The organism is Chitinophaga oryzae (genome assembly GCF_012516375.2).
GTDB lineage: Bacteria > Bacteroidota > Bacteroidia > Chitinophagales > Chitinophagaceae > Chitinophaga > Chitinophaga oryzae.
In genome coordinates this window covers 6,285,438-6,303,001 of the sequence record NZ_CP051204.2, presented here as the reverse complement: position 1 = coordinate 6,303,001, position 17,564 = coordinate 6,285,438, and the positions used below count along the sequence as shown (strand labels likewise).

Annotated in this window: 15 protein-coding genes and 2 tRNA genes; 13 read left to right on the top strand and 4 right to left on the bottom strand. The window is 46.0% G+C overall.

Features of this window, described 5'->3' with window-relative positions; translation table 11 throughout:
- Positions 1 to 20 precede the first annotated feature (20 nt).
- From HF324_RS24875 to HF324_RS24850, 6 genes are all read left to right on the top strand, one after another.
- Positions 21 to 1,706, top strand: a complete 1,686-nt coding sequence (locus HF324_RS24875; RefSeq protein ID WP_168861072.1) for an ATP-binding cassette domain-containing protein — start codon at positions 21 to 23, stop codon at positions 1,704 to 1,706.
- A gap of 46 nt (positions 1,707 to 1,752) precedes the next feature.
- Positions 1,753 to 2,400, top strand: a complete 648-nt coding sequence (locus HF324_RS24870) for a triose-phosphate isomerase (protein ID WP_168805414.1) — start codon at positions 1,753 to 1,755, stop codon at positions 2,398 to 2,400.
- Between the two features lie 46 nt (positions 2,401 to 2,446).
- The gene (locus HF324_RS24865) at positions 2,447 to 3,730 is read left to right on the top strand and encodes a threonine synthase (RefSeq protein WP_168805412.1); all 1,284 of its coding nucleotides are present in this window, start codon (positions 2,447 to 2,449) and stop codon (positions 3,728 to 3,730) included.
- Between the two features lie 12 nt (positions 3,731 to 3,742).
- Positions 3,743 to 4,492: an SDR family NAD(P)-dependent oxidoreductase gene (locus HF324_RS24860; RefSeq protein WP_168805410.1), complete on the top strand. Its 750-nt coding sequence runs from the start codon at positions 3,743 to 3,745 to the stop codon at positions 4,490 to 4,492.
- A gap of 24 nt (positions 4,493 to 4,516) precedes the next feature.
- Positions 4,517 to 5,581 (top strand): TauD/TfdA family dioxygenase, encoded by a 1,065-nt coding sequence (locus HF324_RS24855; protein ID WP_168805408.1) that lies wholly within the window; start codon positions 4,517 to 4,519, stop codon positions 5,579 to 5,581.
- Between the two features lie 69 nt (positions 5,582 to 5,650).
- A complete protein-coding gene (locus HF324_RS24850; RefSeq protein ID WP_168805406.1) occupies positions 5,651 to 8,005 on the top strand; it encodes an ABC transporter permease in 2,355 nt (784 codons plus the stop codon).
- A gap of 14 nt (positions 8,006 to 8,019) precedes the next feature.
- Here the strand turns inward: HF324_RS24850 and HF324_RS24845 are convergent, their stop codons facing one another.
- On the bottom strand, positions 8,020 to 8,850 hold the full coding sequence (locus tag HF324_RS24845) for a carboxypeptidase-like regulatory domain-containing protein (protein WP_168805404.1): 831 nt from the start codon (positions 8,848 to 8,850) through the stop codon (positions 8,020 to 8,022).
- 97 nt (positions 8,851 to 8,947) lie between these two features.
- Here HF324_RS24845 and HF324_RS24840 point away from each other — a divergent pair, with 97 nt between their 5' ends.
- From HF324_RS24840 to HF324_RS24825, 4 genes are all read left to right on the top strand, one after another.
- Positions 8,948 to 10,042 carry a glycosyltransferase family 2 protein gene (locus tag HF324_RS24840; RefSeq protein WP_168861071.1) on the top strand — a complete coding sequence of 365 codons (1,095 nt, stop codon included), beginning with the start codon at positions 8,948 to 8,950 and terminating at the stop codon, positions 10,040 to 10,042.
- Between the two features lie 33 nt (positions 10,043 to 10,075).
- The gene (locus tag HF324_RS24835) at positions 10,076 to 11,716 is read left to right on the top strand and encodes an alpha/beta hydrolase-fold protein (protein WP_168861070.1); all 1,641 of its coding nucleotides are present in this window, start codon (positions 10,076 to 10,078) and stop codon (positions 11,714 to 11,716) included.
- Between the two features lie 243 nt (positions 11,717 to 11,959).
- Positions 11,960 to 12,619 carry a glycosyltransferase gene (locus HF324_RS24830; protein WP_246269284.1) on the top strand — a complete coding sequence of 220 codons (660 nt, stop codon included), beginning with the start codon at positions 11,960 to 11,962 and terminating at the stop codon, positions 12,617 to 12,619.
- A 245-nt stretch (positions 12,620 to 12,864) separates the two neighbouring features.
- On the top strand, positions 12,865 to 13,389 hold the full coding sequence (locus HF324_RS24825; protein ID WP_168861069.1) for a dihydrofolate reductase family protein: 525 nt from the start codon (positions 12,865 to 12,867) through the stop codon (positions 13,387 to 13,389).
- Between the two features lie 102 nt (positions 13,390 to 13,491).
- On the opposite strand, the gene HF324_RS24820 is transcribed toward HF324_RS24825, so the two are convergent.
- The 3 genes from HF324_RS24820 to HF324_RS24810 all read right to left on the bottom strand — a co-directional run bounded on the left by HF324_RS24820 (position 13,492) and on the right by HF324_RS24810 (position 14,666).
- Positions 13,492 to 13,577, bottom strand: a tRNA-Leu gene (locus HF324_RS24820).
- A 16-nt stretch (positions 13,578 to 13,593) separates the two neighbouring features.
- Positions 13,594 to 13,669, bottom strand: a tRNA-Gly gene (locus HF324_RS24815).
- A gap of 145 nt (positions 13,670 to 13,814) precedes the next feature.
- A complete protein-coding gene (locus tag HF324_RS24810; protein WP_168861068.1) occupies positions 13,815 to 14,666 on the bottom strand; it encodes an RHS repeat domain-containing protein in 852 nt (283 codons plus the stop codon).
- A 148-nt stretch (positions 14,667 to 14,814) separates the two neighbouring features.
- On the opposite strand from HF324_RS24810, the gene HF324_RS24805 reads away from it, so the two are divergent.
- The 3 genes from HF324_RS24805 to HF324_RS24795 are packed head-to-tail and all read left to right on the top strand — an operon-like array spanning position 14,815 to position 17,449.
- Entirely contained in the window at positions 14,815 to 15,717 is a 903-nt protein-coding gene (locus HF324_RS24805) for a DUF3667 domain-containing protein (RefSeq protein WP_168805392.1), read from the top strand.
- Between the two features lie 27 nt (positions 15,718 to 15,744).
- A complete protein-coding gene (locus tag HF324_RS24800; protein WP_168805390.1) occupies positions 15,745 to 16,647 on the top strand; it encodes a DUF3667 domain-containing protein in 903 nt (300 codons plus the stop codon).
- Positions 16,648 to 16,669: 22 nt separating this feature from the next.
- A complete protein-coding gene (locus HF324_RS24795) occupies positions 16,670 to 17,449 on the top strand; it encodes an enoyl-CoA hydratase-related protein (RefSeq protein ID WP_168805389.1) in 780 nt (259 codons plus the stop codon).
- Positions 17,450 to 17,564: the final 115 nt, after the last annotated feature.

Here is a 17,564-nt window from a genome sequence, read left to right as displayed (position 1 = left end):
AGCTTCCTCAAAAGGAAATTATGGCTGGTAAAGGAACCTATCTGGAAATGCTGAAAGTGCTGCAGGGAAGATCCAAATATTTCCTCCCGTTATTGCTGATACTGGGAGGAAGTAATGTGGTCTGGAATGCAGGACTGCTGATGCTTATTAATAAAGTGCTCAACAGAGAAACGCTGCCTTATTTTGGAGGGCAGTCCTGGCCTTTGTTTATCGGGCTGCTGGTGCTGTCTTATTGGGTAAGCAGGCTGTTTCAGCGCTATCTGATCAGGATTAGCAATGAGCTGGCTTTTGAATATGAAATGAAATTGTTTAACTCCCTGCGCTCCTCCTCCTATGAGAATATTATGACGCTGGGAACAGAGAAGATCTATGCGTTGATGGAAGACACACAGGTGGTAAGTGAATTTCCCCAGCATTTCATTCAGCTCGTGAACTCAGCGATTATTGTGGCCATAGGTATCATATACCTGTTTACTATTTCTGTTCCTGCCGCAGCCCTGGTACTTGGCGTAATGCTGTTGCTGGCGGCGCTCTATTTTTATAAAAATATCCGCATTGTACAGTATCTTAATGAAACACGCTCTCTGTCTGATTCCTATCATGTAAGTATCCGGGATTTGCTTAACGGGTTTAAAGAAGTGAAAATGAGTAGCCGGAGAAATGATAATCTCTATTTCAAACATCTCAATAAAAACCGGCTGGTGGCGAAAACGCTTAATTATAAAATCCTGCAAGGCTGGCTGAACAACGATCTGCTGGGGAGATACAGCTGGTTTCTGATCATCGGTGTGATTCTCTACCTGCTTCCTTCCATGTTTGGTATGCAGACCGAAAATATTACCACATTTGTTGTCACACTGCTGTTTCTAAGCGGTCCTATCGGTGAACTGATTGCCTTTATCCCGCATTATTCCAGGGTGGCAATGGCTATCGGAAGATTGAAAGTTTTTGACGAAACCATTCGCCATACACATACAAGCATTATGATGAAAATGCATGACGATGGCGGCGGCGCCGAATTAGCGGGCTCTTTTTCAGACATCAGGCTGGATAACATACTTTATTATCATCAGCAGGAGGACAATAATGTGTTCACGGTTAAACTGGACCATCTCACCATCAGAAAGGGAGAGCTGGTGTTTGTGACCGGTGGAAACGGCAGCGGTAAAACAACCTTCATCAATATCCTTGCAGGGTTGGTGCAGCCACGGGAGGGAGACGTCAGCTATAACGGTATTCCGGTCACTGAAGACCTTAGTCAGCATTACAGAAACAAATTTGCCGTTATTTTCGGTGACAATCATTTGTTTACCGAAAACTATGACGACGCAAAAATCAGCAGGGAAAATCCACAGCTGATGGATCTGATAGAACAGATGAAGCTGACGGACATTATTGTGATCAATGAAGAGCGGAATAAGCTGGAGACAGAACTGTCCAAAGCCCAGCGAAAAAGACTGGCCATGATTTATGCATTGCTGGAACAAAAAGAAATCCTGATTCTGGACGAATGGGCGTCCGATCAGGATTCCCATTTCAAGAGTTATTTTTATCTGCAATACCTGGGCAGGCTGAAAGCTATGGGAAAGACTATTATCGCGGTTACTCACGACGATCTTTTCTTTGACTGTGCTGACAGAGTAATACGATTTGACTACGGGAGGATTCTGTATGACCGTAAGGTTGACAGGGTGGCGTTAACCTGACCAGGCAAATTTGTTGTTCATTATTATTAACCGCCAATTAACGCTTATGAGTGATGTTCCTTTTGTCTTGGTCAATTTTAAGCAACTTACCGGCAAAGCCGCTACAGAAGTGGCCGTGGCTTTTAATGAGTTGAGTCTTTCCATAGGAAGGAAGTATACTATTGCAGTGGCGGTCCAGCCCTGCGACGTTGGCGAAGTTGCTTCCAATACTGATCTTCCGGTTTTTGTACATGATATCTACTCTGAGACGCCACTTTATATGCTTTTTAATTCAGGTTTCTTTCAAAGTGACCGGATTGGCGGAATATTGATCAACCATCCGCAAAAGCGCCTGGGGGTGAAAGATATGCACAGGAATTTTCAATGTGCTAAACTAAAAAGCATCAGTACCATTTTTGCGGCGCTGGACGTAGCCGAGGCAGGCAGGCTGAATGCCACCTATTCGCCGGACTATATCGCTATAGAGAATGAAAGGTTGATCGGAAAGGAGCTTTCTATCAGGAACGAATGTCCTGAAGTAGTGGATACGGCCGTCCGGGACATACCCAACCGCATATTGTTTGGCGCCGGCATAAGGTCTGCCGAGGATATACAATTTGTCATTAATAATGGAGCTTCCGGCGTACTGTTGTCAAGCTCCGTGCTGGCTCATCATAATCCGCCGGTTGCGCTCAGGAATATGCTGGATGTTTAACGGGATACAGGAAACGTACAAAAAACAAAATCCAAACTGTTTTGCGATGAATAATAATGTTGAAGTTTACCAGGTTTGCACCAACTCAAATTGCGGCCATACCTTCGATCTTTCTGTCATGCTTTTTAAGTGTCCGGATTGTGGCGCCTCACTGGAATATCAAATGACGGGCACATATTCAGGTCCGTCAGGCGACCGGTCCGATTTGTGGGCTCATTTTGATATGCTTCCGCTGTCAGACCCCCATCATATTATTTCTCTTGGAGCGGGAAACAGCGAAATTATCCACATGGAGGAGCTCAGCAGGGAATTGAATGGCGCTGAGTTGTACCTGATGTGCGATAGCGGAAAAAACCCTACCGGCACATTCAAGGACCGTGAAGCGTCTGTTATTATGAGCCGGTGCCGCGAAATAGGGCTGGATAATCTGGTCTTCTATTCCACCGCCAATACCGGGCGTTCCTATACGCACTTCGCTGCTCATCTGGGACTCACAACCTATCTTTTTATGCCCAGCCAGTGTGCGTATAAGAATACTTCCTTTATCAGGAGGAATGAGAACAATTTTATTATTTATGTAGACGAAAATTATTCACGAATTGCACCTTATACCAAAGAGTTTGTTGCGGTAAATGGTTTAACGGCCATCGCTCCGATGCACGACAGAATTGAATCCTATGCGACCGTCGCTTATGAGCAATTCAATAAACTGCCTGATTGCAAGTATTTTGTGCAGACTATAGCCAGCGGCATGGGAGTGATTGGTTTTTATAAGGGACACCGGAACCTCTTACGCATGGGAGTACAGTCGGCAGAGGCTATCCCGAAAGTGATCTGTGTCCAGTCGGAAGAGATGAATATCATGTCGACGGCCTATAACAGTGGGTGGCCCACATTGACGGATGATCATCTGCCAAAAGTGTTTAGGGAGAATCTGTTTGAACCGACGCTAAATTCCACTAATCCGGTTAATAACTATCCGCAGCTGAAAAGTACATTGGATGAAAACAATGGCATTATTACCGATGTCTCCCCCAAGCAGGCACTCAGCGAAGAGCCATTGATTATCCGGGTGTTAAAAGAGCGCAATATTTCTCTGCGGGCAGATCTTGAAAAATCCCTGATGATCGGTTATGCAGGCGTGGTTAAACTGGCACGGCAGGGCCGTTTTAAGAAAGGGGAAAAAATACTGTTATTGTCATGCGGAAGGGGAAGAGATACAACTACTGACCTGCTGAGTCCTGATGCGGTGATAGATACCCGAAAACGTGACCCGGCCGATTTATATAAACAGTTAAGCACACCGAAAGAAATATATACCAGCTTATAATGTATAACCAGTATGAAAGGAACTGCGATAATTACCGGAGGGATCAGGGGAATTGGACAGGCGATCTCGCTGCGCCTGGCCAGGGATGGGTATAATATAGTATTAAACTATCTGAGGGACGACCGGCAGGCAGAAAAAACCCGTGACCTCTGCCTTCAGTATACAGAAAATGTGCTGCTTCAGAAAGCGGATGTAGCCTCTGCAGAAGAGGTACAGGCCATGGTGCATACGGCTGTCAGAAAGTTTGGCACATTAGCGGTGCTGGTCAACAATGCTGGTGTAAATATTGATAAAGCATTGTTAAAAATGACCGAGGAAGACTGGGACAGGGTGGTGGATACAAATATGAAAGGTATATTTGTTGTAACGCGCGAGGTGGCGAGATATATGCTGGAGCAGCGAAGCCGTGGGAGTATAATCAATATTGGCGCAACCACGGGTATCAGCGGACGGAAAAACGGGTTGAATTATTGTGCTTCAAAGGCCGGTGTTCTTGTAATGACCAAGTGCCTGGCCATGGAACTGGGCCCTTCTATTCGCGTTAATTGTATTATTCCGGGGTTTACAAGAACAGATGAAACTGAAGAACGCTTTCAGCTCCAAACCAGAATGGAAGAAGAGCTGGGCCGCAGAAGAATTCCACTGGAACGTATAGGCGTCCCCGATGATGTAGCAGCCGCGGTAAGTTTTCTGGTCTCCGACCAGGCCGAATACATAAACGGGCAGAAACTGATTATCGACGGAGGAGAATACATGTACTGATTAATAATATTCAAACCTTATTTGATGGAGCCCAATTCACCTGATTGCAACCTCAGTATTCCCGTAAATAACGAGCTTACGAAATATAGTTATCTTCAGGACAAAGGAAACTCCTTTCCGCTGGTAATAGAACCGGCGTCTGACGTGGTGGACCCGGTAGCCTGGATACAGCGTAACAGGGATTCCTTTGAACAACATCTTGTCAGATACGGAAGCATACTCCTGAGAGGTTTTGAAGTCAGAAATATCAACGATTTTAGCCGGTTTATCAGTTGCTTCAATGCACAACCGCTGGAGTATATGTTCAGATCGTCTCCCCGGAAGGAATTGGATAAATCGGTGAAAAATATTTACGAATCAACATCCTATCCCAGCGATAGGATCATTCATTTGCACAACGAATCATCATATAGCAGAATTTGGGGGCGTAAAATAGTTTTCTGTTGCCTCACCCCTGCGACAGAGGGAGGAGAAACGCCCATCGCCGATTCCCGTAAAGTATTGCGTGATATTCCATCCCGGCTGCTTGATAAGTTCCGCAGCAAAGGCGTGAAGTATAAACGGAATCTTTTCGCTGATCTGGGCATGCCCTGGCAGGAAGTGTTCCAGACAGAGGACCGGAAGATGGTGGAGGACATTTGCAGAAAGAATAATATCAGCTTCACCTTTCTCGATAATGATCACGTGGTACTGGAATGGACCAAGGAAAAAGCGATATATCAACACCCGGTATCGGGTGAACAAACCTGGTTCAATCATGTCTACTTCTTTAATAAATACTCGCGTTATCAGGAATTAGGCATGGCATTCGATGACTTTTTACCGGAGGAATACATCACTTCCGATACTTTTTTGGGTGACGGTACCGAAATTACAGCAGATGAATACAGGGAGATAGCACATGCATTTGCAAAAAATACAGTATCTTTTCCATACCAGCAGGGAGATATCCTCTTTCTGGACAACCTATTGACAGCGCACGGAAGAAACAGCTTTAAAGGAGACCGCGTTATTGCTACTGCTGTTATAGAAGCTGATCATGATCCGGACTACCGGTCCTGGAGTGATTTCGATAAATCAGATACCTGACTTTTTAAACCGGGATGTGAGGCACGCCTTGTATAAAAGGCTGCTATCAGTCAATTCTATTGGTTTTTTATGATCAAATACTATCTAAGCCTTACTTTCAGGAACCTGCGAAAACATAAAGGCCTGGCCATTATGAACCTGGTAGGATTGTCCATTGGCATTGCTGCCTGCATTATTATTTTTTTTTATGTAAGGTCGGAGCTGACTTATGATCTTTACAACGAAAAAGCGGACCGTATCGTAAGGATCACCACCAGCCTGCACACACCGGAAGGAGATATCCGGTTAGCCACATCCCCTTATCCGCTGGCGCCGGCATTAAAAAATGCCTATGCCGAAGTGGAGGAAGCTGTGCGCCTGCAACAATACAGCACTGTAGTAAAGTCTAACGGAGAGATGGTCCGCGAATCTCATTTTTATCAGGCTGATCCGCAGATATTTTCTGTTTTTACCTTTCGGTTTCTGGAGGGCAGTCCTGCTACCGCATTGAGCGAGCCCAATTCAATAGTGCTGACTGAAACTACTGCAAAAAAATATTTTGGCGCAGGCCCTGCATTGGGAAAGGTAATATATGCCGACGGGAAACCATTGCAGGTTTCCGGGGTGGTGAAAAACAGGCCTGCCAATTCAGATATTCAGATAGATGCACTTTTATCAGTCAATTTTTCAAAATATACTTCCTGGATGGGAGAGGATTTTTCTGCCTATACCTTTGTATTGTTCCGGTCAGCTCCGGACTATAGCAAGATAGCCAGGAACCTGCAAACGATGGTGGATGAGTTTGTAAAACCGGAGCTGATGCGTGATGAACAAACAGGAGTGAGCCTTAGTTTTGAGGCAGAACCACTGGCAATGGTTCATTTCAGTAAGGACAAGCTGGTGGATACACCCAAGGGAAACAGACAATTTGCCTATTTCTTTTCGGTGTTGGCGGTCTTTATCCTATTCATGGCGTTACTGAATTATATAAATAATTCCATTATCAAATCAGCAGAACGGGCAAGGGAAGTGGGTGTGAGAAAGGTCAGCGGCGCGCTGCCGGCCCAGCTGATTTCACAGTTTATGTTTGAATCATTGGTGCTGGTTGCCTTTGCATGGCTGATTGCAATAGGCATCGCTTTTCTGACGCTACCCTTTTTCAATAGCATCCTGGAAACAAAGATTACTTTCAGCTGGCAGAGCAATTTTATTTTTATTGTTCCTGCCTTTATAGCAACGGTGTTTCTGGCTGGTTTATACCCTGCGTTCGTACTGTCTTCTTTTCAGCCTGTTAAAGTACTGAAGGGGACGTGGAAACATGGAAAGTCCATCGTGCTGACGCGCCGAATACTGACCGGCGGACAATACGTTATCACGATCATTTTAATTACGGGAACAATCGCTATTTTTTCGCAGCTTCGTTACCTGCAGAAGAAAGATCCCGGGTTTAACAGAGACCAGGTGGCACTGATCGCATTGCCTAACGATTCAATTTATAAACAACGGGCAGAGGCTTTCTACCAGGCCCTTCGTGCAAGACCGGAGGTAAAAGGCGTTACGGCAGGCACCGGACTGCAGTCCGACGGTATACCCATGTCTAATACGATCGTGACTTCGGGCAACGGACAACGCAAAGAAACCATGTGCAATTATTTTTTTATTGATAAGGATTTCCTGTCAGTACTAAAGATTCCTCTGGCTGAGGGGCGTAATCTTTCACCTGATTTTGGTACTGATTTAAAGCAGGGCTTCCTGGTGAATGAGGCCTTTGTCAGGAAAATGGGCTGGAAAAGGGCTATTGACCAGCCAATTGAAGGATTTGAACGAAAAGGGAAAGTGGTTGGAGTGGTCAGGGATTTTTATTATAAATCATTTCATAATTTTCTCGAGCCGCTGGTGATGGTATATGATACTGTAGGCGTGTTGGATTTTATGGTGAAAATTAATGAGAAAGATATGGCCGGGCTGAAGAGCACATGGACTGATTTTTTCCCTGATCAGCCGTTTGCCTATGAGTTTTTGGATACCAGGTTCAATGCTTTTTACCGGAAGGATGTATTGACAATGAACCTGTTTAATTGTTTTACTTTTCTGGCAATTATTATTTCCTGTTTGGGACTTTATAGCCTCATATCGCTGATCGCCATTCAGCGTACGAAGGAAATGGGGATACGAAAGGTGCTGGGCGCCTCTCTCCTGCATATTATTTTTATCCTTGTCAGGGACTTCCTGAAAATTATCCTGATCGCTGCGTTTATCGGCTTGCCCGTGGCTGGCTACTTTGTATATCGCTGGCTGTCGTCATATGCCTATCATGTTCAGATGGCCTGGTGGATGTTTTTGCTGCCCTTGCTGCTGGTATTGCTTATCTCGTTGCTGATAACCGGGCGGGAAGTGCTGCGTGCTGCGGTGGTAAACCCCGTTGATGTACTCCGGGCCGACTAGGTACAGAAGGTTGCTCAGAGCGCAGTAACGTACACCATGTATTGATGCGGTGGTACCCGCCATTGGCCCTGGCTTTGTGATCTGACAAAACTGCTGGCGCGGCCTCCGGGTTTAATTTCATAATGGATAGGCCCGCTGTTTTTATGCTGAGATGGAATGAACTCAATCGCGACAATAACATCACCGCGTAAATAAATATTTTCCGCCGACAAATCAAATTTAAGCCACCCCGGCTCGAGTTGATGAGTCTGGATAATATTCTGTTCAAGCATACGGGCGGAAGGACGCTGTCCGTCAAACTGATAAAAATTGATCCGGAACGTACCGCTGTCTTTCCTTGCATCGGTTAATTTCAGGTTGACGGATATTATTTTAGATAAAGCGGTGTCAAGCCTGATGAGTTGCGCGATTTCAAAGATGTCGTTCTGATTGGTACTGCCATCCGTAAAATGCAGCAGTGATCGTTTGCTTCCGGGACCCAGTTTCCTTGCGGATATTTTTTTGGAATAAACGGTAACCGATGCCAATTGCCGCTCTTTCAGTGACATAGCAATTGTGGTGTGCCCGTTGTCCGGAAGCTGTTTGACTGGTAATGACAACGTAGTATAACCTGGCAGGGAAAAAGTAAGGCTGTTGCCTGTCAGAGAGTCCGGAATACTGATGGAAAAGGTGCCGTCTTTTTGTGAAATTGCGCCGGTATTCTTTTGCCAGATACCAATGTTTACAAAAGGAAGCGCTTCTTTGGTACGCCCGTCAATTACCTTACCGGTCACAATATGCTGGGAAACGGCGGTAAGATGACATAGCAGGAAAAGTGATGCCGGAATAACTGGTGTTTTTTTCATGATATCTTTTTTATTGTACGGTTGCTGGTGATTTTCCGGCCCCCTGGTGGGTTAACGAAGAGGCTTTGTTATATGATCTATACTATCACTGTAATATATGAATAAAATATCGCTTTGTACTGTCTGCATGAACAGATTATCCTATTTGTGTGAAACACTGCCCGCTAATATTCAGCAAAACAGCAGATTTCCGTTTGTTGAATTTGTAGTATTGAATTACAACTCCCGTGACGGAATGGATGACTGGATGAAAAATAACATGCAGGAACATATCGAGTCGGGTATCCTGAAATATTATGTAACCACAGAGCCAGCGTACTTCGATCTTTCACATTCGAAAAATTTGGCACTGAAGCTGGCTTCCGGCGATATCATTGGTATGCTGGATGCAGACAATTATGCGGGAGTGGATTACGTAAATTGGGTAAACGATGCTTTTGAAGAAAATGGTAAAAACACGGTGGTCACTACACTTCGGCGGGATTTCATCCCCTACCGGGACCAGGGAGGGAAACTCTGCTTTCACCGCGATCTGCTGCATGCGGTAAATGGTTTTGATGAATCGATGAAAGGTTATGGCGTGGAGGATGTTGATCTTGTTAACCGGCTTGAGAAGATTGGAGGCAGAAGAGTCTACATCAGCAATGAAGTGCACCTTAAATTCATCAGCCATTCCAATGAAGAAAGACTGAAGAACTTTTACCTGAGTAATAATCTGGAGAGATTGTTTCTGCGTATTTCGGGGACAATGAAAACGGAGAGCGGTGTGCTTTATCTGCTAAAGGACGGCCGTTTTTACAGAACCGGCTATCAATATGATGAAATGCTGAGACATAACCTGGTACTGACATACGGCGGGTGGACGCTCAAAGAAGGAATGAACCATAGCGGAAGCTACAGGGAGACGGGAGAAGGGGTGCTGCTGGAATATGAAAATGGCGGGCAGAGTTTGTATCGGGAGGAAGGCCCCGGAATGCTCAGTTCCTCCGGTATGGATGGTGAGTATCTATGGGAACAAGTGAGGGAAAATGACGAATTGTTTGAAGATCTGTTGATGGGGTATGGCGAATGCTTAAATCGGTCCAGATACAGGACGAATGACAGAAGTACGGGTGTCGTAAATTCCGGTGGATGGGGAAGAGGGGTGGTATATAAGAATTTTGATTATATGAACCCTGTCCGCGTAGATTGATGGGGAAAATGAATAATTATGGGAAGGATTGTTATGTTGATAGTTTTCTTGTCCGTTATGTTGTACGTGCGTTTGCCCGTGGCTGCACAAGTAAGTATTAAAGGCAGTGTAGTCAGCGCCGCAGACGGTAAACCGCTTCCGTTTGTAAATATTGGTATCAGGCATAAAAACAGAGGAACTGTTTCACGCGAAGATGGGACCTTCTTTATTGAAATACCATCGCAGCAGGTGCATGACACACTGACCTTTTCCCTGGTTGGATACGGCACTATCGGCCTTCCGGTAAAAGCGGTGGCCGCCAATTCCCGCATAACGCTGTCAGAAAAGCCTAAACAGCTAAATACAGTGACAATTCAGGCAGAAAAGATGGTGGAGGCAAAGTTCGGGATCGTAAAATACCGGCCACTTATACACTTTACGGATCGCAGTACCAATCAGGATGATATCTTCGAAATAGCCCAGCTGGTCAGGCTGGACACCATTCCATCCAGAATAACGTCTGTAAATCTTTTTATTGGAGAGACACGAAAAGACAGTGCGGTTTTCAGGATAAACTTCTATCGGTACGACGGTAATCAGCCAGAAGGGAGGGTTGTTGAGAAGAATATTATACAAACACATGCCGTACAGAAAGGATGGCTGAAATTTAACCTGGTAAATGATGTAGTCTACCTGAAAGGGGACGTTGTTGTAGGCATTGAATTTATGCCGTCGACCGAAAAGACGGACCCGATAGCTTATGAATTGAAACTGGGAGGTGCAGCTAAAAGTTTTGTAAGGACCCAAAGCCATGGCGACTGGATCATACCTCCCCACCATTATCGTATGTTTGTAACCGCGCTGGTGACGGATAATGCACGCAAAAAAAACCATAATACCGCTGAAGAAAGAGAGGCGGTACCGGCTTTCAGATTATATGCCAGCGCTGTACAGGATAGCTTTTCTGTTTTTGTGAGGTTGCCGGCGGGGTACGGCAGGAAAATGAATAAAAAACACCCGGTAGTATACCTGTTGGATGCTAACGCCTATTTTGATCAGGTAGCTGATTTTATGGACGGGGAAAATAAGCGGGATGCCGCTTCCGGTCCCATTTTAATAGGAGTTGGTTATGCCGATTTTGCGCAGAATGACACACTCCGGAACCGGGATTACACCTTTCCGCAGGCCTCGCCTGAAGATAGCTTCGCTCTCAGCGGAGGTGCGAACAGATTCCTTCGCTTTCTTCAAACAGAATTAATACCTTTTATAGATGCACATTATCTCACAGATACAACTCACCGTACCCTGATGGGGCATTCGCTGGGCGGCTATTTTACCGTATATGCTATGGAGCAGCAGCTGGCCGGAGGACGCGTTTATTTTAGCAACCTGGTGGCTGCCAGTCCTTCGCTTTCTTACTGTAACAATTATCTGATCCGGCAATTGTCAGGCAGTAGCAGCCCGCATGGATCAGCGCCGGCCAATCTCCTGCTCACCATCGGATCACTGGAGAATGATGGGAAACTATCCTTGCCGGACGAATTTACTGTCATAATAAAAGCACTGTCTGCAGATACCGGGAAAAAAGTCAACGTCAGCACAGAGGTATATAAAAACTACGACCACATGGAAACCGCCGTAAGGACATTCAAAGACGCACTGGATAAGATCAGGGTTGCCGGTACAAAACCCTGAAGGCTTTACTGGACGCGCAGGGGAATATACTGAAGGACAGAAAAAAAGGGAGGCCGTTTTTTTTTGTTTGTTAACTTTAAATAATGGTAATTACTGGTCTGATCGGAGCATTATATTTTGTTAACTTAGAATTCATTGGTGATGACTCCTCTTATTTCGTCCTTATGCGTCACGAGCAGGAAAGTTGACTTTCTGCGGAATGCTGTTGTCAATTTTCAACATCAAACCTACCCCAATAAAGAGATGATCGTTGTTTATCAAAGTTCCGATATATTAACGAAGGAATATATTGGTACGGTCACTGACCCCAACGTGCTTTTCTTTCAGGTAGATGCCAAAAAAAACCTCAGTCTGGGAGAACTCAGGAATTATGCCATCCAGTGTTCAAATGGCGAATATTTCTGCCAGTGGGACGATGACGACTGGAACCACAACCAGCGGCTGGAAATTCAGATTGGAATGCTGAAAAAGCATGGAAAGCCGGCATGCGTACTGGCCTACTGGTTGCTCTACGATGCCGTGCATCATGAAGCTTATCTGTCATTTCCCGGTACCTGGGGAGGATCTGTTTTGTGTCGAAGGGATATTATCAACGACGAGTTGAAGTACCCTGCAATAGATAAAAGTGAAGACCATGCTTTTATTATGCAGCTGGCCCGAAAAGGATACGTATTCCCCGTCGTGTGGCCAACGTTGTACATTTATGTCTATCATGGAAAAAATACGTGGGGGGAAGACCATTTTTTTAACTTGTTCGGTCAAAGTCAGCAATTGTCCTGTGAATTGTCGAATCTGGTACGTGATATCATTAACAGGAAGTACCCGGACGACATCGCATCTGAACTGTTAAACAGTTCAGGCATTAATGAGGAAATGAATTATTTCTATTCCGGCTTCCTTTAACAATAAATCCTCCAAAATTGGATACTTTTTGTTCAGAACCGGACAGCTTGCTCCTGGCAGTTTCGGCTGCATTGCTAATGAATTTATCGGGATTAATACAGCCCGCCATAGCAGAACGCCTATAGTGATCATATAAATGGCAAGTAAAAAACGATCACACTGCATGTCGCAAATCGCGCGTGAAATGTCGCATTAGCCTACCCGGATTGTGAGACCCCCTATTTACTTTTGTAAAAACCAATGAAATGAGAAAGCTAAAATTACAAATGAACATTTTACTTGACAATAAATGGGATAGTGGAATGTCAGACTTTAGTATTGATAATCTCACTAATGTGGACTGCATTCTCCATGGAAGAAAAACCGGGGAAGGGTTTATTCCATACTGGACCGAAGTAGCAAGTAATCCTAATGATAGTGAGCATAAACTTGGAAAACGGTTTGCAGAAATTCCCAATGCCATTTTTTCAAATACGCTCAAGGATAGCAAGTGGGACAATACAATCATTATAAATGGCAATTTAGCAGAGGCAATAAAAGCACTGAAGAATAAAGATGGGAAAGACATCATTGTATATGGTGGCGATTCATTTGTATCATCATTAATACAACATGATTTAATCGATGAGTATTATGTGCTTGCAAACCCGGCTGCATTAGGTAACGGACAACAAACGTTTAATCCTTTAAAAAACGAACTGGAGTTAAAACTCGTAGCGTGCAAAGCGTTTGCCTGCGGTGCAGTTTTGGTCTGTTACTCAAGAGGGTAATATTATAACAACTATGTCAACTGGCTAAGAAAACCCGAAAATTCGGGCATAAAAAAACCGTTGCTAATCTACTGTCTTTCAAATAGTTGCAACGGTTTTAAGTACCCCAGATGGGAGTTGAACCCACACTCGCATTGCTGCGAACGGGATTTTAAGTCCCGCGTGTCTACCAATTCCACCACCAGGGTATCAAGGTGTAAAACCTGGAGCGGAAGACCGGGCTCGAACCGGCCACCCCGACCTTGGCAAGGTCGTGCTCTACCAAATGAGCTACTTCCGCAGGTTGTCTAATATAAGAACTTTTTCAACGTTTAGCACAGGGCTTTTTTCGTTGGGACTGCAAAGATAGCAATCTTTTTGAAGCTGCAAAATTTTTTTGGCATTGAGCTAAAAGAATTTATGCATTCCATAAATTTTAACTGTAACTAAGGGTTCAGCTCATAGCTGTATTTTACCATGCCCAGCAGTTCTTTCCCTTTGCCATAGCAGGTTTCCTTGGAAGGGAGACCATTATCCTGGTACTCGTACTCCCAGATGGTATAGGAAGACGTTTGGGCGTTGACGGTAGTCATCCTGGTCACCTGCCCCCTGGTATTATATTCAAAGATATAGTCCGGCAGCATACGTTTCTTCGCAGGCTGATAGCGGTATACGTCGGTCAACTGACCGTTTTTATCGTAGTTGTAAAAGATACGTTTGGCAGGGGCGCCCTTGCGCTGCTCCAGCTCTTCGGTCACATGACCGGCGCTGTCTGTCTTAAAGGTGATCAGCGCGGAGTCGCTGCCAATGCCTTTTTTCTGGACCATCTGCAGCAGACGGCCGGCGCTGTCATAACTGTAACTGCGCGTCTCGTCAAACCGCATCCTGCTCTCCCGGGCAACGGAGCTGCTGCTGACAGACTGCAGCCTGCCCTGCGCATCGTACCGGTAGAAAGTGGTGGTGATACTGGCAGCGGAACTGTCCACCGTCTTCGTCAGCAAACCCCTGGAAGAAAAAGAGGAGGTAAGGGCGGAATAACCGGTAGCGGTAGACTGCGTCTGCGATTTCATCTGGTGATACGTCGGACTCAGGCTCCGTTCACAGCGGAAATCCCGGTCTATCTCCATAGTGGCGGCATCCAGCGTCATCACCCGCTGCAGCTTCACCTTGTTCTCTTTCAGCAACGCCATGGTAGCCACGGTCTGCTGCGTATTGTAGATGTCCTGGAAATAAAACTGTGTATATGCCTTGCTGCCCGCGGCCAGCATTCCCAATACCAGGAGGATCGTCTTCTTCATGTAGGTAATAATCGCAGTTTTTTTAATGGTGACAATTACGACAAATGTAAAACGCAATTTTCATATTAAAATTTTTTAACCGTATAAGATACATGACGATTATTAATTATCTTGTTCCCTGATTTCATATTACAACCATCTAAATCGCGTGAAAACACAGCCCTTACGCTCAGAGAAAAACTGTCTCAACTGCGGTACGGAGGTCCCGGAACGTTATTGTACGCACTGCGGTCAGGAAAATACGGTACAACACGAAACTTTCGGCCACCTGGCAGGTCATGTCGTGGCAGACATCGTCCATTACGATTCCCAGTTCCTGACCACGCTCAAATACCTCGTCATCCGCCCCGGCTTCCTGAGTAAAGAGTACTGGGCCGGCAGAAGGGTGCGATATGTCAATCCCATCAAACTGTACGTTTTCATCTCCTTTGTCTTCTTCCTGTTTTTCGCCATCCTCACCCATGCACCGGAAAAACATACCGAAAAGAAGGTAAAAGCGCCGGTGAAAGAAGGCGTCATTGACCTCAGCGCAATGAACACGGAATACGGCAGCGTGGCCGAGTTTGACTCGCTGCAGGCGGCACTCCCTCCGTCGAAACGCCTCAAAGGCGTGGAATACCGCTGGCAACGCCGGGTAGCTGCATTAAAGGAAGGCGGCAAAACAGCAGATCAGGCCATTACGGAGATGTTCTCCCACAACCTGCCCAAAATCATGTTCCTCCTGATGCCGCTCTTTGCACTGCTGGTCAAATGGACCCACCGCAAACGTCAACTGGTATATACGGACCACGCCATCTTTACGATTCACATCCACTCGTTTTTGTTTATCATCCTCTTTGTGGGACTGGTCCTGCGTTACTTCGTGCATGACGAACTACCGCTGAACCTGGCCTACTGGGGCGGATTTTTCTACCTGGTGTTTGCGCTGAAAAGCGCTTACCAGCAGGGGTTCGGGAAAGCGTTCCTGAAAGGCGCCCTGCTTTTTTTCGGCTACATATTTATCGCCATGATAGTCTTCATGGGTTTCATATTCGCAGTACTGTCCGTTTAAATTTTAACTTACAACCATCTACATCGCGTGAAAACACAACCTTTACGCTCAGAAAAAAACTGTCTCAACTGTGGTACGGAAGTGCCGGAACGTTTTTGTCCTCACTGTGGTCAGGAGAATACGGTACAGCATGAAAGTTTCGGCCACCTCGCAGGTCATGTGGTAGCGGATATCGTTCACTACGATTCCCAGTTCTTCACCACCCTCAAATACCTCATCCTGCGCCCCGGGTTCCTGACCAAAGAATACTGGGCCGGCAGAAGAGTACGGTATGTCAATCCTGTCAAGCTATATATCTTTATATCGTTTGTATTTTTCTTCTTCTTCCTGACACTGACCATGGGCCACCGGAAAGAGGGCGCTAAACCGGGTATCCGGTCGGAACTGGCGGATATAAATGTGGGAGACATCAACTCACAGTATAAAAGCGTGGCGGAGTTTGATTCCGTACAGGCTTCGCTGCCGCCGGAAAAACGCCTCACCGGACTGGAAGCCAGCATAGAACGCCGTATGGCCAGAATGCGGGAAAACAAACAAAGCGCCAAGGAACTGATCAAGGAACTGTTTGCCGATAACCTTCCCAAAATCATGTTCGTCCTCATGCCGCTGTTTGCCCTCATGGTGAAATGGAGCCACCGCAAAAGGAAACTGGTGTATGCCGACCATGCCATTTTCACTATTCACCTCCATTCTTTTTTGTTTATCATCCTCTTCGTGGGACTGGTAATACGCTATTTTGTGCATGACGAATTACCGCTGGATCTCGCCTATTGGGGCGCGTTCTTTTACCTGGCATTCGCACTGAAAAACGCCTACCAGCAGTCGCTTGGAAAAGCACTGGTGAAAGCGGTACTGCTGTACTCCGGCTATTTCTGTATTGCCGTAACGCTGTTTGTACTGGTGCTGCTCCTGACGCTGACCGTTTATTGATAACTTTTCTTTAAATTGAGTGATGCAACCGGAATTTATTATCATACACCAACAGGTGGCGCCCTATGTAGCCCACATCCAGTTAAACAGACCCAAGGAACTGAATGCCCTGAACCTCCAGCTGATGGGAGAACTGCGGGATGCCCTGAAACTCCTCGACGCAGATGACCAGGTAAGGGCCATTGTCCTCAGTGGCAATGAAAAAGCCTTCGCTGCCGGCGCCGATATTAAGCAGATGGCTGAAAAATCGGCCATCGATATGTTTAATACCGACCAGTTCAGCACCTGGGATACCATCAAAAAAACGAAGAAACCCATTATCGCTGCTGTAAGCGGCTTCGCCCTCGGCGGTGGCTGCGAACTGATGATGCTGTGCGATATGATCGTGGCCAGTGAAACAGCCCGCTTCGGTCAACCGGAAATCAAACTGGGCGTAATGCCCGGCGCCGGCGGTACCCAGCGCCTCACCCGCGCAGTAGGTAAAGCCCTCGCAATGGAAATGGTGCTGACCGGCCGTTTTATCACAGCCCAGGAAGCCCACCAGGCAGGCCTGATCAACCGCGTGGTACCGGTGGAACTATTCCTGCAGGAGGCAATCAGGCTGGCCGCCGAAGTGGCGGCGATGGCCCCGCTGGCGGTTAAGATGGCGAAAGAGGCCGTTCTCAAAGCTTTTGACACCACCCTCGACGAAGGCCTGCACTTCGAAAGGAAAAACTTCTACCTGCTCTTCGCTTCGGCCGACCAGAAAGAAGGAATGCAAGCTTTCATGGAGAAAAGAACACCCGACTTTAAAGGAAAATAACCAACAGGGATTCAGATTGAAAAACCATTAAACTTTTTTGTTATTTGAATTGTTAACCTGGTATGGACGTTTGGACCCATATGTGACAACGCGCAGGGGAGTGGTACCCGGCGGC